The organism is Streptomyces tubbatahanensis (assembly GCF_022699385.1).
GTDB lineage: Bacteria > Actinomycetota > Actinomycetes > Streptomycetales > Streptomycetaceae > Streptomyces > Streptomyces diacarni.
The window spans coordinates 5631292-5649992 of record NZ_CP093846.1; the positions used below are offsets into that span (position 1 = coordinate 5631292).

The window sequence follows — 18701 nt, forward strand, 5'->3', positions numbered from 1 at the left end:
CCCCGTACCAACCTCGGTAGGGTCCGGACGCGTGCACCTCAAGAGCCTGACACTGCGGGGATTCAAGTCCTTCGCCTCCGCCACGACGCTGCGCTTCGAGCCCGGCATCACCTGCGTCGTCGGCCCCAACGGCTCCGGCAAGTCCAACGTCGTCGACGCCCTCTCGTGGGTGATGGGCGAACAGGGCGCCAAGTCGCTGCGCGGCGGCAAGATGGAGGACGTCATCTTCGCCGGGACCACGGGACGTCCGCCGCTGGGCCGGGCCGAGGTCTCGCTGACGATCGACAACGCCGACGGCGCACTGCCCATCGAGTACGCCGAGGTCACCATCACGCGGATCATGTTCCGCAACGGCGGCAGCGAGTACCAGATCAACGGCGACACCTGCCGGCTGCTCGACATCCAGGAGCTGCTCTCCGACTCCGGCATCGGCCGCGAGATGCACGTCATCGTCGGCCAGGGCCAGCTCGACGGCGTCCTGCACGCCGACCCGACGGGGCGCCGCGCCTTCATCGAGGAGGCGGCCGGAGTCCTCAAGCACCGCAAGCGCAAGGAGAAGGCGCTGCGGAAACTGGACGCCATGCAGGCCAACCTGGCCCGCGTCCAGGACCTCACCGACGAGCTGCGCCGCCAGCTCAAGCCCCTCGGCCGCCAGGCCGCCGCCGCCCGCAAGGCGCAGGTCATCCAGGCCGAGTTGCGGGACGCCCGGCTCCGCCTGCTGGCCGACGATCTCGTCTCGCTGCGGGAGGCGCTGCGCACCGAGGTCGCCGACGAGGCGGAGCTCAAGCAGCGCAAACAGGCGGCGGAGGCCGAGCTGAAGGAGGCACTGCGCCGGGAGGCCGAACTCGAACAGCAGGTCCGCACCCTGACGCCCCGCCTGGAGCGCGCCCAGCAGACCTGGTACGAACTCTCGCAGCTGGCCGAACGTGTGCGCGGCACCATCGGCCTGGCCGACCAGCGCGTCCAGCACGCGGCCTCTCCCCAGCCCGAGGAGCGCAGGGGGCGCGACCCGGAGGAGATGGAGCGCGAGGCGGCCCGCGTCCGCGAGCAGGAGGCGGAGCTGGAGGCCGCGCTGGAGGCCGCGACGACGGCGCTGGAGGAGACCGTCGCCCACCGGGCCGAGCTGGAACGGCGGCTGGCCGACGAGGAGCGCCGGCTGCGCGACGAGGCCCGGGCGCTGGCCGACCGGCGCGAAGGGCTCGAACGCCTGCGCGGCAAGACGAGCACGGCGCGCAGCCGCATGGCCTCGGCGCAGGCCGAGATCGACCGCCTCGCCACCTCCAGGGACGAGGCACTGCGGCGCGCCGAGGCGGCCCAACAGGAGTACGAGACGCTGCGCGGCGAGGTGGCCGGGCTCGACCAGGGCGACGAGGAACTGGCCGAACGCCACGAGGAGGCCAAGCGTGAACTGGCCGAGGCGGAGGCCTCCTTCAACGCCGCACGGGACGCACTGAACGAGGCCGAGCGCGAACGTGCCGCCGTCTCCGCGCGCCACGACACCCTGGCCCTCAACCTGCGCCGCAAGGACGGTACGGCCGCGCTGCTCGCCGCCAAGGACCGCCTCACGGGGCTGCTCGGCCCGGCGGCCGAACTGCTGACCGTGACCCCGGGCCACGAGCTGCCCATAGCGGCGGCGTTGGGTTCGGCCGCCGACGCGGTCGCGGTGACGGACGTGCGGACGGCGGCCGAGGCGCTGCGACTGCTGCGCAAGGAGGACGGCGGCCGCGCCTCCCTGATCGTGGCCAACGAGGAGTGCGAGCGGGCGGACGCGACAACGCCCCCGCCCGGCAACGGCACCGTGCCCTCTCCCTCTCCCTCTCCCTCTCCCTCTCCCTCGCCGCCGTCCGGCGCCGGGGCCGTGCCCTCCCGCTCCACCGCCGCGACTGCGCTGGTGGCCGCGCCGGAACAACTCCGTCCCGCTGTCGAACACCTGCTCGCTCGCACCGTCGTCGTCGACACCCTGGAGACGGCCGAGGAGGTCGTCAGGGCGCACCCCCGCCTCACGGCGGTCACCGCGGAGGGCGACATCCTGTCCGCGCACCACGCCGGCGGCGGCTCGGAGGGCGCTCCCTCCCTGCTGGAGGCGCAGGCGGCGGTGGACGAGGCGGCGTCCCGCCTCACCGAGCTGGAGACCCGCTGCGAGCGCCTCACACTGGAGCAGGCCGAGGCCAAGGAAGCGCGCCGCACCCGGGCCGCGGCCCTCGACGACCTCGCGGCCCGCAGGTCCTCCGCGGAGCGCGAGAAGTCCCGGGTCGCCGGGCGGGTGGGAACCCTGTCGGGACAGGCGCGCGCCGCGCAGGGCGAGGCGGAGCGTGCCGAGGCGGCGGTCGCCAAGGCCGAGGAGGCCCTGACGCGGGCCGGGCAGGAGGCCGAGGAGCTGGCCGCACGGCTCGCTGTCGCCGAGGAGGCCCATGAGGCCGAGGCCTCGGACGATCCGGACACCTCCGTGCGGGACCGGCTCGCGGCCGACGGCGCCAACGCGCGCCAGACGGAGATGGAGGCCCGGCTCCAGGTCCGCACGCACGAGGAGCGGGTCAAGGGGCTCGCGGGGCGCGCGGACTCCCTCGACCGGGGCGCCCGCGCCGAGCGCGAGGCCAGAGCGCGTGCGCGGGAGCGCAGGGAGCGGCTGCGCCACGAGGCCGAGGTGGCCGAGGCCGTCGCCGACGGGGCCCGGCAGCTGCTCGCGCACGTCGAGGCTTCGCTGGAGCGGGCGCGCGAGGAGCGCGAGGCGGTCGAGCGGGCCAAGGCCGAGCGCGAGCAGGCTCTGGGTGAGGAGCGCAGCCAGGGCCGCGGTCTCAAGGACGAGCTGGACAAGCTGACCGACTCGGTGCACAAGGGCGAGGTCCTCGGCGCCGAGAAGCGCATGCGCATCGAGCAGTTGGAGAAGAAGGCCCTGGAGGAACTGGGCGTCGAGCCGGAGGGGCTGGTACGGGACTACGGCCCCGACCAGCTGGTCCCGCCCACTTCACCCGCCGAAGCCACCGAAGCAGCCGGAACCACCGAAGCCACCGAAGCCACCGAGGACAGCGGGGAGGCCGAGGACAGCGGGGAGGCCGAGGACGGCGGGGCGGTCGCCGAGGGCGGTGCGCGAAACGTCACCGGTGCGGCGCGGCGCCAGGCAACGCGGGGCGGGGAGGCGGTGCCGTTCGTCCGCGCGGAGCAGGAGAAGCGGCTCAAGGCGGCCGAGCGGGCGTACCAGAAACTCGGCAAGATCAACCCGCTGGCGCTGGAGGAGTTCGCCGCGCTGGAGGAGCGGCACCAGTTCCTGAGCGCGCAGCTGGAGGATCTGAAGAAGACGCGCGCCGACCTGCTGCGGGTCGTCAAGGAGGTGGACGAGCGCGTCGAGCAGGTCTTCACGGAGGCGTACCACGACACGGCTCGCGAGTTCGAGGGCGTCTTCTCGCGGCTGTTCCCCGGCGGCGAGGGGCGGCTGGTGCTCACCGACCCCGACGACATGCTGGCCACCGGCGTGGACGTGGAGGCCAGGCCGCCCGGCAAGAAGGTCAAGCGGCTGTCGCTGCTGTCGGGCGGCGAGCGGTCGCTGACGGCGGTCGCGCTGCTGGTGTCGATCTTCAAGGCGCGGCCGAGCCCCTTCTACGTCATGGACGAGGTCGAGGCGGCGCTCGACGACACCAACCTCCAGCGGCTCATCCGGATCATGGAGGAGCTCAAGGACAGCTCCCAGCTGATCGTGATCACCCATCAGAAGCGCACGATGGAGGTCGCCGACGCGCTCTACGGCGTCTCCATGCAGGGCGACGGCGTCTCAAAGGTCATCAGCCAGCGCCTCAGCTGAGACGGCACCCTCCTTCGGTAAGCCCTCTTGCTTCACAAACCGAACACTGCCTCCCCTCACGTGTGCGTAGGGTCGCAGAAGCCGACCTATTGACTTCATGAATTGAAGATTTACAGTCTTGAGGTGCCCCCGTGAGCTCGAAGACGGCGAGGCACGCCACGCGCCCGTCTTCGACCTTTGGACGGAGGCGTCCCCTCCCGGCACCGTGGCCGGGGTACCTCAGGAGAACAACGTGACCAGCACACCGCAGGCAGCGCCGCGCACGCGGCCCGGCTCCGGGGGGCACACGGCCCCGCTCGGCCGTGTCGTCTTCATCACCGCGGCGGCCGCCATGGGCGGCTTCCTCTTCGGCTACGACAGCTCAGTGATCAACGGAGCGGTGGAGGCGGTCAGGGACCGTTTCGACGTCGGTTCAGCGCTGCTGGCACAGGTCATCGCGGCGGCCCTGATCGGCAGCGCCATCGGCGCCGCCATAGCCGGACGCATAGCCGACCGGATCGGCCGCATCCCCGTCATGCGGCTGGCCGCCGTCCTGTTCACCGTCAGCGCCGTCGGCTCGGCCCTCCCGTTCGCGCTGTGGGATCTGGCACTGTGGCGGGTGCTGGGCGGCATCGCCATCGGCATGGCGTCCGTCATCGGCCCCGCCTACATCGCGGAGGTCTCGCCCCCCGCCTACCGCGGCCGGCTCGCCTCCTTCCAGCAGGGTGCCATCGTGCTGGGCATCGCCCTCTCCCAGCTCGTCAACTGGGGCATCCTCACCGTCGCCGACGGGGACCAGCGCGGCACCCTGGCGGGCCTGGAGGCCTGGCAGTGGATGCTCGGCATCATGGTGATCCCCGCGCTCGCCTACTTCCTGCTCTCCTTCCGCATCCCCGAGTCCCCCCGCTTTCTGATCTCCGCGGGACGCGAGAGCGAGGCCCGCCGCGTGCTGGCCGGCGTCGAGGGCGAGCGCACCGATCTGGACCAGCGCATCGACGAGATCGAGACGGCGATGCGCAGCGAGCACCGGTCCTCCTTCCGCGACCTGCTCGGCGGGCGCTTCGGGCTGCTGCCCATCGTGTGGGTCGGCATCGGGCTGTCGGTCTTCCAGCAGCTCGTCGGCATCAACGTCGTCTTCTACTACTCCTCGACGCTGTGGCAGTCGGTGGGCATCGACCCCAGCAGCTCGTTCTTCTACTCCTTCACGACCTCGATCGTGAACATCGTCGGCACCGTCATCGCGATGGTCTTCGTCGACCGGATCGGCCGCAAACCGCTGGCGCTGATCGGCTCGGTGGGCATGACGCTCTCGCTGGCGGCGGTCGCCTGGGCGTTCTCCTACAAGACCGGCTCCGGAGACGACGTCTCGCTGCCCGACACGCAGGGCGTGGTCGCCCTGGTCGGCGCGCACACCTTCACGCTGTTCTTCGCGCTCTCGTGGGGCGTGGTCGTCTGGGTGCTGCTCGGTGAGATCTTCCCCAACAGGATCCGCGCCGCCGCGCTGGGCATCGCCGCCTCCGCCCAGTGGATCGCCAACTGGGCGATCACGGCCAGCTTCCCGAGCCTGTCGGAGTGGAACCTGTCCGTCACCTACGTCGTGTACACGGTCTTCGCCCTGCTCTCCATCCCGTTCATCCTCTTGTGGGTGCGCGAGACCAAGGGCAAGGCGTTGGAGGAGATGGGCTAAGTCCCCGCCGCCCACTCCTCGTACGGCGCTGCCCCGGCCCCCTCGCCAGGGACCGGGGCAGCGGACTGTCCGGCTCCGGTGAAAGGGCGCCCGGCGCTGTGACCGTCCGGCTCGCCAGGCGCTACTCCTCGATCTCCGCGAGCCGGGGGATGACCTCCTCGGCCAGCAGGCGCAGCGAGCGCCGGCCCTCCTCGATCGGCATGCCCCCGCACAGCGGGTGCAGCAGCAGCTGCCGGGCCCCCGCCGGCTGACCGGCGACCAGCGCGAGGCACTGCTCCGGCGTGAGGAAGCGGTAGACGCCCTCAGCGCGCAGGTCTTCCACCGTGGCCGCCCGCGCCGTCATCAGCGAGTGCACGTCCGCGGTCTGCCATGAGGCGTACCGGCGCGCTTCGTGGAGGAAGTGCCCGCCCAGCTCGGCCCAGGCACGGTCGGGGTCGTCGGTCAGATGTACGGCAGGCAGCTCGGGCGGTGGCAGCAGGCACAGCGGGGCGTTCCCGGCCTCGGCGCAGCGCTCCTCGTAGTAGCGCGCCAGCTCGGGCAGGTGCGCGGGCAGGAACAACGGCAGCCCCAGCCGTGCGGCGCGCCGCGCCGCCGGACGCGAGCTGCCGCCGACGAACAGCGGCGGGTGCGGACGGGTGTGCGGGCGCGGGGTGACCCGCACGGTGCGGTCGCGGTAGGTGAACGGCTCGCCCGTCCAGGCGGCCAGCAGCGTCTCCAGCGCCTCGTCCTGGAGCGCGCCGCGCCGCGCGAAGTCCACCCCGAGCGCCTCGTACTCCTCTTTGCGGTAGCCGATCCCCGCCACGGTGATCAGGCGCCCGCCGCTCGCCAGGTCGAGGACGGCGAGGTCCTCGGCGAGCCGCAGCGGGTCGTACAGCGGCGCCAGGATCGCGCAGGCCGTCACCAGGGTGGTGCGGGTCCGCCCCAGCAGCGCGCCCGCCAGCGCCAGCGGAGCGGGGAGCCAGCCGTCGGGCGAGCCGTGATGTTCCTCGACGATGAGAGACGTCACACCGTGTGCGTCGGCGTAGGCCGCCATCTCCAGCGCCGCCTGGTAGCGGTCGCCCAGCGACGGTCCGGATCCCGCGCCCGAACACGCGTCGGGCTGGACGAGATTGAAGCGGATGGTGGTCGTCACGGTCACGTGGGACTCCCCAGCAGACGGCACGGTGCGTGACGGAAGGTAACCCAGCGCGCGCGAGGAGGGAATGACCGTGAAGCGTTGACGGTGGCGGATACTGGAGCCGCTATGGAAATCGTCATCCTTGTCGTAGTCATCGCTGTGGTCGCTCTCGTCGCGATCAGTGGGCTCGTGGTGACCGGCCGGCGCAAGAAGGCGGCCGAGACCGAGGAGCCCCGCACCCCCGAGAGCACGACCGAAGCGCCCACACGTACCGCCGAGCCGACGGTGGGGGAGGAGGCGGAAGCCCCGCCCGAAGGCGCCCGCCGTCCCGTCGAGGAGGTCGGCCTCCCCGAAGCGGAGGAGGCGGAGGCACCCGCCACCCCCGAGGCCGCCGAGGCCGCACCCGAGGTGGAGACCCCCGCGCCGACCGCGGGCCGCCTCGTGCGGCTGCGCGCCCGGCTGTCCCGCTCCCAGAACTCCCTGGGCAAGGGGCTGCTGACCCTGCTGTCCAGGGAGCATCTGGACGAGGAGACCTGGGAGGAGGTCGAGGACACCCTGCTGACCGCCGACGTCGGCGTCGGCCCCACCCAGGAGCTTGTCGAACGGCTGCGCGAGCGCGTCAAGGTGCTCGGCACCCGCACCCCCGATGAGCTGCGCACCCTGCTGCGCGAGGAACTGCTCACCCTCGTCGGCCCCGACCTCGACCGCACCGTCCACACCGACACCCAGGGGGCCGTCGACCGCCCCGGCGTCGTCCTCGTCGTCGGCGTCAACGGAACCGGCAAGACCACCACCACGGGCAAGCTCGCCCGGGTGCTGGTCGCGGACGGCAAGTCCGTGGTGCTGGGCGCAGCCGACACCTTCCGTGCGGCAGCCGCCGACCAGCTGGAGACCTGGGGCACCCGGGTGGGCGCCCGCACGGTCCGCGGCCCCGAGGGCGGAGACCCGGCCTCGGTCGCCTTCGACGCCGTCAAACAGGGCACCGAGGCGAGCGCCGACGTGGTGCTGATCGACACGGCGGGCCGGCTGCACACCAAGACCGGGCTCATGGACGAGCTCGGCAAGGTCAAGCGCGTCGTGGAGAAGCAGGGCCCCGTCGACGAGGTGCTGCTGGTGCTGGACGCCACGACCGGCCAGAACGGGCTGGTGCAGGCCCGGGTCTTCGCCGAGGTCGTCGACATCACCGGCATCGTCCTGACCAAGCTGGACGGCACCGCCAAGGGCGGCATCGTCATCGCCGTGCAGCGCGAGCTGGGCGTCCCGGTCAAGCTCGTGGGGCTGGGCGAGGGCGCCGACGACCTGGCGCCGTTCGAGCCCGACGCGTTCGTCGACGCCCTGGTCGAGGAAGCCTGAGCCGGCGCCCAGGGCCTGGGCGGCGCCCGGGCCTGAGCCGGCGCCCCGGGCCTGGGCGGCGCCCGGGCCTGAGCCGGCGCCCCGGGCCTGGGCGGCGCCCGGGCCTGGGCCGGCGCCCCGGGGCTGGGCCGATGCTCTGGGTCTGGGTCGGCTGCTGGGGATGAGGCATCCGCTGCGGTGGGAGGTGGGGGGCTGCCCCCCACACCCTCAAAGGGGCCTTCGGGCGGCGCCGGCTACCGCGCCGCGGGGCCGCCCCCGACCGTACGCGGGCGCACGACCGCCGAGCGATGGCAGACGTAGGCCAGCGTTCCCAGCAGCAGCCGCGCCTGCGGCGGGCGCCCGGCCGTCTCCAGGGTGGGCGGGCGCAGCCAGCCGACCGGGCCGTGGGCGGCCAGGTCCGAGGGGGGCGCGGTGATGTGCTCCCCCTCGCCCCTGCCGCGCAGGTCGAGGTCCGCGTCGTCCCAGCCCATCCGGTAGAGCAGATCGGGCAGCTCGGCCGCCGCGCCGGGGGCGACCAGGAACCAGGCCCTGTCGTGCGGCGTCACCGCCACGGGGCCCAGTGGCACCCCCATGCGCTCCAGCCGCACCAGCGCGCACCGGCCGGCGGCCAGCCCCACCTCGAGTACGTCGAAGGCGCGGCCTGTCGGCAGCAGCGTGGCGGCGCCGGGCACCTGGGACCAGGCGCGTGTGGCCTCGTCGAGGGTGGCGCCCGCCGGCACCTCCAGCGTCGCGTCGAGGGGGTGGTCGCCGGGTGCCGGGCACGCGGCGGCGCCGCACGAACAGGTGACGCGGTCTCCCGACCGCGCGGCCCGGGCGCCCGGGACGACGTCCCAGCCCCACAGGCTCGTGTACTCCGCCACGGTGGTGCACACCTGGGCGCGCTCGCGCCTGCGTGCACCGGGCCGCAGTTCGCGGATCTCGCGGATGCCGCTGAGACCGCCGATGGCGCCGATCGTGAAGCCCATGCTCACTCCAACGGGTCCCGAATGCTGATGGTTACGAATGCGTTGCACACAGTGACGATCGGAATGCCGGAACGGGGCGGGGAGTTGGGGCCGTCTCTCCGTGGGCTGATGCCCGGTGTCAAGTCAAGCGCTTACTGACGCTGAAGGGTTCATTCGAAGGGGTGGCGAATGGTGGCGATTCTGCAATTACACTCGCCAGGCTCGTGATCGTAGGATTACTTTCGGTACACACAGTGGAGAGAGCGCGGCAGCGGACTATGCCTGGGGCATGGCGCGGCCGAGGGTGCGGTGGGGCGCGCGGGGGAGCGCGGGCCGCCCCCGGCCGGTGTCCGTCGCCGATGCGGGATGGGGGCGTTACCAGTGGCTGAGCGAGGCCGGACGAGCAAGAGCCCGAACGAGCGCCTGGGCTCGTGGTTCGTGCGCAGTGGCTGGTCGAAAGGGGAGCTGGCGCGCCAGGTCAACCGCCGGGCACGGCAGTTGGGCGCGCACCACATCAGTACCGACACCTCGCGGGTGCGCCGCTGGCTGGACGGCGAGCAGCCCCGCGAACCCATCCCCCGCATCCTCTCGGACCTGTTCTCCGAACGCTTCGGCTGCGTCGTCGCCGTCGAGGACCTGGGTCTGCGGCCCGCCCGGCGGTCCCCCGCCGCCTCCGGTATCGACCTGCCCTGGACGGGACCTCAGACCGTCGCGATGATCAGCGACTTCACCCGCAGCGACCTGATGCTGGGCCAGCGCGGCTTCCTGGGCACCTCGCTGGCCGTCTCCGCGGGGCCCGCCCTCATCGAGCCCATGCAACGCTGGCTGGTCCCCGGACCGCAGGCCGACGCGCCGGCGCTCCCGGGGCAGGCTTCCGGGCACGCCTCCGCGCAGGCCTTCGGGCAGGCCTGTGCGGACGGCCACGGGCGGCCCGGCGGCACGGCCGTTCCCGGGCCCAGGCGGGCGGCCGCGGCGCAGCGCCGTCCGCAGCGGCTCTCGGGCCCCGAGCTGGAGCTGCTGGAGCAGACGACGGAGATGTTCCGCGCCTGGGACGCCCAGTGTGGGGGAGGGCTCCGCCGCAAGGCCGTCGTCGGCCAGCTCCACGAGGTCACCGACCTCCTCCAGGAACGCCACCCCGAGCCGGTCAGGCGCCGCCTCTTCCGGGTCACGGCCGAACTGTCCGAGCTGGCGGGCTGGATGAGCTACGACGTCGGCCTCCAGCCCACCGCGCAGAAGTACTTCGTGCTCGCCCTGCACGCCGCCAAGGAGGCCGGCGACCGGCCGCTCGGCTCCTTCATCCTCAGCAAGATGGCCCGCCAGATGATCCACCTGGGCCGCCCCGAGGACGCCCTGGAGCTGACCCACCTCGCCCAGTACGGCAGCAGGGAAGGCTCCACCCCCCGCACCCAGGCCATGCTGCACGCCATGGAGGCCCGCGCCTACGCGAACATGGGCCAGCCGGGCAAGTGCAAGCGCGCCGTGCGGATGGCCGACGAGACCTTCGCCGACATCGACTGCCGCGACGCCGACCCCGACTGGATCCGCTTCTTCTCCGAGGCCGAGCTGTGCGCGGAGAACGCGCACTCCTACCGGGACCTGGCCTACTCCTCCGGGCGCAGCCCCAGCTACGCGTCGCTGGCCCGCCCCGCGATGGAGCGTGCCGTCGCACTGTTCGCGCGCGAGGCGCGGGAGGCCGAGGGAGGGGGCCACCAGCGCTCCTACGCGCTCAACCTGATCGGGATGGCCAGCGTGCACCTTCTCCAGAACGAGCCCGAAGGGTGCGTCGCCCGCGCCAGCGAGGCCCTCGGACTGGCCAAGCGGCTGCGTTCCGAGCGGGTCAACAACCGGCTGCGGCGCACCACCGCCGGTGCCGTCCGCGAGTTCGGCGGGATCGCGGATGTCGTGCATCTGAGCGAGCGGCTGCGCGTGGAGCTCGCCGAGAACGAGGCCGTGGCCGGCTGACGCGGACGTGCGCTTCATCTCCTCGTAACACCGGCAAGCCGGTTTTCACGGTCGTGCAACACCGCGTGGCGGCGGCGGAAACCGGGCGGGGGAAATCTGGCGGACACGCCCGCCCTCCCGCGGCCTTCGGACGGGCGGCGCCCACCGCCCCCAGGGGCCACGACCCGAGGAGACGTTCGCATTGAACGGTGCGGATACCGCTTTCGTCCTGGTCAGCGCGTTCTTCGTGATGCTGATGACGCCTGGCCTCGCCTTCTTCTACGGCGGCATGGTCCGGGTCAAGAGCGCCCTGAACATGCTGATGATGTCCTTCATCTCGCTGGCGGTCGTCAGCGTGCTGTGGGTGCTGTTCGGCTACTCGCTCACCTTCGGCCCCGACACCGGCGGCCTGATCGGCAACCTCGACCACGCCGGGCTCAGCGGGCTCTCGCCCGACTCCCTGACCGAGCAGGGCGGCATCCCCCTGCTCGCCTTCGTCCTGTTCCAGATGATGTTCGCCGTCCTCGCCCCGGCGCTGATGAGCGGCGCCCTCGCCGACCGCGTGACGTTCGGCGCCTGGGCGGTCTTCCTCGCCCTGTGGGCGACGCTCGTCTACTTCCCCGTCGCGCACTGGGTGTGGGCCGAGGGCGGCTGGCTCCGCGAGCTGGAGGTCATCGACTTCGCCGGGGGCACCGCCGTCCACATCAACGCCGGCATCGGCGCGCTGGCCGCCGTCCTGGTCGTCGGAAAACGCATCGGCTTCACGAAGGACCCGATGCGCCCGCACAGCCTGCCGCTGGTCGTGCTGGGCGCCGCCCTGCTCTGGTTCGGCTGGTTCGGCTTCAACGCCGGCTCCGCACTCGCCGCCGACGGCACGGCCGCCACCATGGCGCTCAACACCCAGATCGCCACCGGCGCCGCCCTCGCGGGATGGCTGGCCTACGAGCGCCTGCGCCACGGGGCCTTCACCACGCTGGGCGCGGCCTCCGGGGCGATCGCCGGGCTGGTGGCGATCACCCCGGCAGGGGCCTCGGTCAACGCGATGGGCGCGCTGGTCATCGGCGCGGTGGCCGGCGCCGTCTGCTCCTGGGCGGTCGGCCTGAAGTACAAGCTCGGGTACGACGACTCGCTCGACGTCGTCGGCGTCCACCTCGTCGGCGGGCTGGTCGGCACCCTGCTGGTCGGGTTCCTCGCCGTGGACGGGGTCGGCGGGCCCGTCCAGTTCGGCAAGCAGGCCCTCGGTGCCTTCTCGGTGCTGGCCTTCTCCTTCGTCGCCTCGTGGCTGCTGGCCAAACTGGTGCAGGTCACGATCGGCTTCCGTGCCGACCCCGAGGACGAGACGGCCGGCGTCGACCAGGCGTTCCACGCGGAGACGGCGTACGACTTCACCGCCGTCGGCGGCTCCGCGGGGCGCGACCCCGGCGGACCGCCCGCGCCGCCCGGCACGGCCGCCGCACCCGAGACCGCCCCTCGCCCCAGCCGCGCGACCAAGGTGGACGCATGAAGCTCCTCACCGCCGTGATCAAGCCCGCCCAGCTCGACGAGGTGAAGGAGGCGCTGCGCGCCTTCGGCGTCCAGGGCCTCACCGTCACCGAAACCGGAGGGTACGGCCGCCAGCGAGGGCACACCGAGGTCTACCGCGGCGCCGCCTACACGGTCGACCTGGTCCCCAAGGTGCGCGTCGAGGTGCTGGCCCCGGACGAGGACGCCGGGCAGCTCGTCGACGTCGTCGTCAAGGCGGCGCACACCGGGAAGATCGGCGACGGCAAGGTCTGGGTCGTGCCCGTGGAGACCGCGGTCCGCGTCAGGACGGGCGAGCGGGGCCCGGACGCGCTGTGAGCGGTTCGGGGGCGGGGTGACAGTCCCCGAAGCGGGGCGCGGAAGCCTCCTGGGGGCGGCCGGCGGCAGGGGCCGGAGGCCGCCTCGCGGTGACGCCGTGCCCCGTCCGATCCGGACTGGCGGGGACCCGTCGGCGGGAGGGCGGCTACCCTTGCCAGTGATTGACTCCGCCACCGACCCGAGGACCGACGAGCGCTGTGTTCGATACCCTTTCCGACCGCCTGAGTGCGACGTTCAAGAACCTCCGGGGCAAAGGGCGCCTCAGCGAGGCGGACATCGACGCCACCGCGCGTGAGATCCGCATCGCCCTGCTCGAGGCGGACGTCGCGCTGCCGGTTGTCCGCGCCTTCATCAAGCAGGTCAAGGAGCGCGCCGCGGGGGCCGAGGTCTCCCAGGCGCTGAACCCTGCCCAGCAGGTCATCAAGATCGTCAACGAGGAGCTGGTCGGCATCCTCGGCGGCGAGACGAGGCGCCTGCGGTTCGCCAAGAACCCGCCGACCGTCATCATGCTCGCCGGCCTCCAGGGCGCGGGTAAGACCACGCTGGCGGGCAAGCTGGGCCGCTGGCTCCAGCAGCAGGGCCACACGCCGGTCCTGGTCGCGGCCGACCTCCAGCGCCCCAACGCGGTCAACCAGCTCTCGGTCGTCGCCGAGCGCGCCGGGGTGGCCGTCTTCGCGCCGGAGCCGGGCAACGGGGTCGGCGATCCGGTCAAGGTCGCCCAGGACTCGATCACCTACGCGCGTGACAAGCAGCACGACGTGGTCATCGTCGACACCGCGGGGCGTCTGGGCATCGACCAGGAGCTGATGCGGCAGGCCGCCGACATCCGCGACGCCGTCAGCCCCGACGAGGTCCTCTTCGTCGTCGACGCCATGATCGGCCAGGACGCGGTCACCACGGCGGAGGCCTTCCAGGAGGGCGTCGGCTTCGACGGGGTCGTGCTCTCCAAGCTGGACGGCGACGCGCGCGGTGGTGCGGCGCTCTCCGTGGCCCAGGTCACCGGCAAGCAGATCATGTTCGCCTCCAACGGCGAGAAGCTGGACGACTTCGACGCCTTCCACCCGGACCGGATGGCGTCCCGCATCCTCGGCATGGGCGACATGCTCACGCTGATCGAGAAGGCGGAGCAGACCTTCAGCCAGCAAGAGGCCGAGAAGATGGCCGCCAAGCTGGCGAAGGGGCCCAAGGAGTTCACGTTCGACGACTTCCTGGCCCAGATGGAGCAGGTCCGCAAGATGGGCTCGCTCTCCAAGCTGCTCGGCATGATGCCGGGCATGGGCCAGATGAAGGAGCAGATCAACAACCTGGACGAGCGCGAGGTCGACCGCACGGCCGCCATCATCAAGTCGATGACGCCGGCGGAGCGCGCCGAGCCCACGCTCATCAACGGCTCCCGCCGGGCCCGTATCGCCCGGGGCTCCGGGGTCGACGTCAGCGCCGTCAAGAACCTGGTCGAGCGCTTCTTCGACGCCCGCAAGATGATGTCCAAGATGGCGCAGGGCGGCGGCATGCCGGGGATGCCAGGGATGCCGGGGATGCCCGGGGCCGGGGGCGGCAAGAAGAAGGGCAAGCAGCAGAAGAAGGCCAAGGGCAAGCGCCAGTCGGGCAACCCGATGAAGCGCAAGCAGGAGGAGCAGGCCGCGGCCGCCCGCCGGGCCGAGGGCGAGCAGGGCGGTGCCTTCGGCATCCCCGGCGCGGGCCAGGACCCGGGCGACTTCGAACTTCCTCAGGAGTTCAAGGACATGCTGCCCCCGAAGTGACCTCCCCTGACGCGAGCCTGCCGCGGCAAAGGCGGATGATGTCGTCCATGCGCGTATACATCCGCCCCCCGCGGCCGGCCGACGAACAGCTCTACAGTGAGGCCGTCGTGCGGTCGGCAGACCACCTCAGCCCGTGGAACCCCGTCGAGCCCGACGGCCTCCCCGACCTGCTGCGCCGCCAGGGCCCCGCGCTGCGTACGTTCCTGATCCTCGACCGCGAGGACGAGGGCCTGGTCGGCCGGGTGAACGTCGCCAACATCGTCAGAGCGCGTTTCCGCAACGGTTCCCTCGGCTACGACAGCTACCTGCCCTACGCCGGGACGGGACGGATGACCGAGGGGCTGCGGCTGGTGGTCGACCGCTGCTTCCAGCCCGGGCCCGACGGGCTCGGGCTGCACCGGCTGGAGATCAGCGTCCAGCCGGAGAACGAGCGGTCACTGGCGATGGCCAAGCGGCTCGGCTTCCGCCACGAGGGCTACTCGCCGCGCATGCTCTTCATCAACGACGCCTGGCGGGACCACGAGCGCTTCGCGCTGACGTCGGAGGAGTGGCCTGGGCCGACCGCCTGACCCACCGCGCCGCGCCTGACGAGGCCGCGGGGCAGTCCCTGTCTCCTCTCCGGAGCCTCCGCGCTGCCCGCTTCCTGCCGCCTCTCCGAAGCCCCACGCTCCCCGCGTGCGCCCCGCCCGTCCGCGCACAAAATGCCGCAGCGCACGAGGGCCCGGCGCCCTACGATGCCCGCCATGGCGACATCACCCGTCCTCACCCCCAGGGCCGAGGACTTCCCGCGCTGGTATCAGGAACTGGTGAACAAGGCGGAGCTCGCGGAGAACGGGCCAGTGCGCGGCACGATGGTGATCCGACCGTACGGCTACGGCATCTGGGAGCGCATGCAGGCGGACATGGACGCGCGCATCAAGCGCACGGGTGTCCAGAACGCCTACTTCCCCCTGCTGATCCCGCAGTCCTACATGACCAGGGAAGCCGAGCACGTCGAAGGCTTCTCACCCGAACTGGCCGTCGTCACCCACGGCGGAGGCAAGCGGCTGGAGGAGCCCGCCGTGGTGCGGCCGACCTCCGAGACGATCGTCAACGACTACTTCGCGAAGTGGGTGCGCAGCTACCGCGACCTGCCCCTGCTGATCAACCAGTGGGCCAACGTCGTCCGCTGGGAGATGCGGCCCCGGCTCTTCCTGCGCACCTCCGAGTTCCTGTGGCAGGAGGGGCACACCGCGCACGCCACCTTCGACCAGGCGCGCGACTTCGCCGCCGGCATCCACCGTGACGTCTACCAGGACTTCATGACCCAGATCCTGGCCATCGACGTGGTGCCCGGACGCAAGACGGCACGTGAACGCTTCTCCGGGGCGCTGAACACCCTCACGCTGGAGGCGATGATGGGCGACGGCAAGGCCCTCCAGATGGCCACCAGCCACGAGTTGGGGCAGAACTTCTCCCGCGCCTTCGGCACCAGGTTCCTCACCAGGGAGGGCACGCGCGAGCACGCCTGGCAGACCTCCTGGGGCAGCACCACGCGCATGGTGGGCGCGATGGTGATGGCACACGGCGACGACCACGGACTCCGCCTGCCGCCCCGGCTGGCCCCCGTGCAGGTGGTGGTCCTCGCGGTCAAGGGCGAGGACGCCGTGCTGACCCGGGCGCGCGCCCTGGCCGAGGAACTGGGCACCGCGGGACTGCGGGTGCGGATCGACGACCGTACGGACGTCCCCTTCGGGCGGCGCGCGGTCGACTGGGAGCTCAAGGGCGTGCCCGTACGGATCGAGATCGGCCCGCGCGACCTGGCGGGGGACGCCCCCGGCGGGGGTGGAACCGCCACGCTGGTGCGGCGCGTGCCGCGTACCAAGGAGCAGGTCCCGCTCGCCACCCTGGCCACCACCCTCCCCGGCCTGCTGGAGGACGATCAGGCCCTCCTGTTGAACCAGACGCGCGAGCGGCGCGTACAGCACACAGAAAACGTCCGTACCATCGGCGAGGCCGTGGAAGCCGCCACAGCCGGAGGGTGGGCACGCCTGCCGTGGTCCGCGCTCGGTCCCCAGGGCGAGGCGGCGCTGGCCGAGCACGCGGTGACGGTGCGCTGCCTGGTCGCCGAGGACGGCTCGGTGCCGCGGACGGAGGACGAGCCGGGCACGGTCGCGCTGGTGGCACGCGCGTACTGAGGTCTCGGTACGGGCACGCGCGTGCTGAGGTGCCGGTGCGGGCACGTGCGTGCAGAGGTGCTGGTGCGGGCACGCGCGTGCTGAGGCGCCGGTGCGGGCACGGGCGCGCACGCCGACGTGTCCGTACCGACGTTGCCCCTGCCGGTGATACGTCCCGGCTTGCGGCGGGTGCGCGGCTTGGCCGCAGATCGGGGCACCCGCCCCGCTCCTGCCGCAAGGGCGGCGACTGACTGGTACGTGCAAAATATTTGCGATGCCCCGGAATCGGAACACCAGGGCCCTTCCGCTCGTTGAGCACGACGTGAGCACGACACCACCAGTTCTCGCCGCCGAGCTGGCAGCCGCCTGGGCCGACATTCAACGGCACCACCCCGAGCTGCCGGACTTGGCCGCGCCCGAATCACTCATCGGAGAGTCCTCGTCCGCATGCGGTACCGGCCTCTCCTTCGAACGGCTGCTGCACGAGGCAGTCCACGGCATCGCCGCGGCCCGCGGTGTCCGTGACACCTCACGCGCGGGCCGGTATCACAACCGCCGCTTCCTGGCGATCGCCGAGGAGCTCGGGCTCGACCACCCCGAAGAGCCGCATCCCAGCAGCGGCTTCTCCCTCGTGATCCTCACGCCCGACACCCGGCGGCGCTACCGGCCCACCATCGAGCGGCTCCAGCGGGCCCTGAAGGCCTACAGCGCGGCCACCGAGACCGACACCGGGCGCAGTTTCCGCGGCCCCGCCGCGCGCCACGGCTCGTCGGGTGGCGGGGTGCGCGTGAAGGCGGTGTGCGACTGCGGCCGCAACGTCCGGGTCGTTCCCTCGGTCCTCGCGCAGGCCCCCATCATGTGCGGAGCCTGTGGCAAGCAGTTCCGCATCCCCGCCGACGCGGTGCCCGCCGAGATGGCCGCGAGCGCGGAGCCCATCCCCGTCGGCTGACCCGCGCCCGCACCGGCACCCGCCGCCTCCGGGCGTCCGCCGCCTCCGGGTGCCCGGCGAGCCGAGCAGCGCCGTACCGGGCGCGTCCCGGACCTCGCCTCCCCGCCGCCCGCTTCCGGCGGGCGCGCGGCCGCGGGTCCCGGGGCACTGGGCGGACGGCGAGGGGCTGCGGTGCCTCTGGGTGCCGGCGGACGAGGGCGGTTTCCGGCGCGGCCGCGCGGTGTGGCATCATGGTCGGCTGAACTCGACAGTCGCACAGGACCCCTCTCTCCTCCGGCTGACGCGTCCATCGGACACCCGGCGCCACAACCCCACGTGGCATCCCCGACGTGTCCACCCACGTCAAGACCAGGAGACACCACACCCGTGGCAGTCAAGATCAAGCTGAAGCGTCTGGGCAAGATCCGTTCGCCTCACTACCGCATCATCGTCGCCGACTCCCGCACCCGCCGTGACGGCCGGGCCATCGAGGAGATCGGCCTGTACCACCCGGTGCAGAACCCCTCGCGCATCGAGGTCGACTCGGAGCGCGTGCAGTACTGGCTCGGCGTCGGCGCCCAGCCGACCGAGCCCGTCGAGGCGATCCTCAAGGTCACCGGCGACTGGCAGAAGTACAAGGGCCTGCCCGCGCCGGAGCCGATGAAGGTCCCGGAGCCGAAGGCCGACAAGCGTGCCCTCTTCGAGGCCGCCGCCAAGGAGTCCGCCGACGAGCCGCAGGGTGAGGCCATCACCCCGAAGGCCAAGAAGGCGGACAAGGCCGAGAAGAAGGCGGACGCCGAGGCGTCGGCCGCCACCGAGTCGACCGAGGCCTGAGGATGCTCGAGGAGGCCCTCGAGCACCTGGTGAAGGGCATCGTCGACCACCCCGACGAGGTGGGGATCGCATCCCGCAACCTCCGTCGCGGACGCGTGTTGGAGGTCCGGGTGCACCCCGATGACCTCGGCAAGGTGATCGGCCGCAACGGTCGCACCGCGCGCGCTCTGCGCACCGTCGTGGGAGCTCTCGGCGGCCGCGGAATCCGCGTCGACCTCGTCGACGTGGACCAGGTCCGCTGAAGAGCGGTATGCAGCACCGGCACGGGCCGGGGACGGCGACCACGCCGTCCCCGGCCCGTTGTCGCGTCGCCGCCTCCTCCGCCCCTTCCACCACCCCCAGTCCTTACGTACGGATGAGCACCGAG

General features: G+C 72.4%; 14 protein-coding genes. 12 read left to right on the top strand and 2 right to left on the bottom strand.

Features of this window, described 5'->3' with window-relative positions; all coding sequences use genetic code 11:
* Nucleotides 1–31 precede the first annotated feature (31 nt).
* Both smc and MMF93_RS24430 read left to right on the top strand, forming a co-directional pair.
* A complete protein-coding gene (gene smc, locus MMF93_RS24425; RefSeq protein ID WP_242754803.1) occupies nucleotides 32–3796 on the top strand; it encodes a chromosome segregation protein SMC in 3765 nt (1254 codons plus the stop codon).
* A 232-nt stretch (nucleotides 3797–4028) separates the two neighbouring features.
* Entirely contained in the window at nucleotides 4029–5462 is a 1434-nt protein-coding gene (locus tag MMF93_RS24430; protein ID WP_242754804.1) for a sugar porter family MFS transporter, read from the top strand.
* Between the two features lie 121 nt (nucleotides 5463–5583).
* On the opposite strand, the gene MMF93_RS24435 is transcribed toward MMF93_RS24430, so the two are convergent.
* Nucleotides 5584–6600: an LLM class flavin-dependent oxidoreductase gene (locus MMF93_RS24435; RefSeq protein ID WP_242754807.1), complete on the bottom strand. Its 1017-nt coding sequence runs from the start codon at nucleotides 6598–6600 to the stop codon at nucleotides 5584–5586.
* A 105-nt stretch (nucleotides 6601–6705) separates the two neighbouring features.
* Between MMF93_RS24435 and ftsY the strand changes: the two genes are divergently transcribed.
* Nucleotides 6706–7932 carry a signal recognition particle-docking protein FtsY gene (ftsY, locus tag MMF93_RS24440; RefSeq protein ID WP_242754808.1) on the top strand — a complete coding sequence of 409 codons (1227 nt, stop codon included), beginning with the start codon at nucleotides 6706–6708 and terminating at the stop codon, nucleotides 7930–7932.
* A 233-nt stretch (nucleotides 7933–8165) separates the two neighbouring features.
* Here ftsY and MMF93_RS24445 read toward each other — a convergent pair whose 3' ends face one another.
* Entirely contained in the window at nucleotides 8166–8897 is a 732-nt protein-coding gene (locus tag MMF93_RS24445) for a bifunctional DNA primase/polymerase (protein WP_242754809.1), read from the bottom strand.
* Nucleotides 8898–9242: 345 nt separating this feature from the next.
* Between MMF93_RS24445 and MMF93_RS24450 the strand changes: the two genes are divergently transcribed.
* From MMF93_RS24450 to MMF93_RS24490, 9 genes are all read left to right on the top strand, one after another.
* Nucleotides 9243–10838, top strand: coding sequence for an NsdA family TPR-like regulatory protein (locus MMF93_RS24450; RefSeq protein ID WP_242754810.1), 1596 nt, complete (start codon nucleotides 9243–9245; stop codon nucleotides 10836–10838).
* A 181-nt stretch (nucleotides 10839–11019) separates the two neighbouring features.
* On the top strand, nucleotides 11020–12321 hold the full coding sequence (locus MMF93_RS24455) for an ammonium transporter (protein WP_242754812.1): 1302 nt from the start codon (nucleotides 11020–11022) through the stop codon (nucleotides 12319–12321).
* Nucleotides 12318–12656, top strand: a complete 339-nt coding sequence (locus MMF93_RS24460) for a P-II family nitrogen regulator (RefSeq protein ID WP_242754813.1) — start codon at nucleotides 12318–12320, stop codon at nucleotides 12654–12656. The genes MMF93_RS24455 and MMF93_RS24460 overlap by 4 nt, the downstream gene beginning before the upstream one ends.
* 197 nt (nucleotides 12657–12853) lie before the next feature.
* Nucleotides 12854–14416 carry a signal recognition particle protein gene (gene ffh, locus MMF93_RS24465; protein ID WP_114024145.1) on the top strand — a complete coding sequence of 521 codons (1563 nt, stop codon included), beginning with the start codon at nucleotides 12854–12856 and terminating at the stop codon, nucleotides 14414–14416.
* Nucleotides 14417–14463: 47 nt separating this feature from the next.
* Nucleotides 14464–14985, top strand: a complete 522-nt coding sequence (locus MMF93_RS24470) for a GNAT family N-acetyltransferase (protein WP_242754815.1) — start codon at nucleotides 14464–14466, stop codon at nucleotides 14983–14985.
* A 174-nt stretch (nucleotides 14986–15159) separates the two neighbouring features.
* Nucleotides 15160–16593, top strand: coding sequence for a proline--tRNA ligase (proS, locus tag MMF93_RS24475; protein ID WP_242754817.1), 1434 nt, complete (start codon nucleotides 15160–15162; stop codon nucleotides 16591–16593).
* Nucleotides 16594–16846: 253 nt separating this feature from the next.
* Complete coding sequence (locus MMF93_RS24480) at nucleotides 16847–17521, top strand: hypothetical protein (protein WP_242754818.1); 675 nt, start codon at nucleotides 16847–16849, stop codon at nucleotides 17519–17521.
* Between the two features lie 366 nt (nucleotides 17522–17887).
* Nucleotides 17888–18334, top strand: coding sequence for a 30S ribosomal protein S16 (gene rpsP, locus MMF93_RS24485; RefSeq protein ID WP_114015904.1), 447 nt, complete (start codon nucleotides 17888–17890; stop codon nucleotides 18332–18334).
* 2 nt (nucleotides 18335–18336) lie between these two features.
* Nucleotides 18337–18576, top strand: a complete 240-nt coding sequence (locus MMF93_RS24490; protein WP_242754819.1) for an RNA-binding protein — start codon at nucleotides 18337–18339, stop codon at nucleotides 18574–18576.
* The last annotated feature ends 125 nt before the right edge of the window (nucleotides 18577–18701 follow it).